Source organism: Staphylococcus sp. EG-SA-2, from assembly GCF_017152085.1.
This window is the reverse complement of sequence record NZ_JACYHC010000305.1, coordinates 1-382: the sequence shown is the minus strand read 5'-3', so window position 1 is coordinate 382 and position 382 is coordinate 1. Positions and strand designations below refer to the sequence as shown.

Sequence of the window (382 nt, the reverse complement as noted above, 5' to 3'; positions counted from 1 at the left end):
GCGGCAAACAATTTAACTCTGTACCAGATGAAGCTTCACTTGAATTTAACGTAAGACCAGTTCCTGAGTATGATAACGACTTTATAGAATCGTTTTTCCAAAATATCATTAATGATGTGGATAGCAATAAGCTTTCACTCGATATTCCAAGCAATCACCGACCTGTAACAAGCGATAAAAATAGCAAATTAATTACTACGATTAAAGATGTAGCTTCTAGTTATGTAGAACAAGACGAAATATTTGTTTCAGCGCTTGTAGGTGCAACAGATGCCTCTAGTTTCTTAGGAGATAATAAGGACAATGTTGATTTAGCCATTTTTGGACCAGGTAATCCATTAATGGCACATCAAATCGATGAATATATTGAAAAAGATATGTA

The 382-nt window shown here is 34.3% G+C and carries 1 protein-coding gene; it reads left to right on the top strand.

Going from position 1 to position 382, the window contains the following annotated elements; genetic code table 11:
- The coding region (locus tag IDG60_RS02860; protein WP_206160478.1) for a peptidase dimerization domain-containing protein at positions 1-382 on the top strand (382 nt) is incomplete at both ends.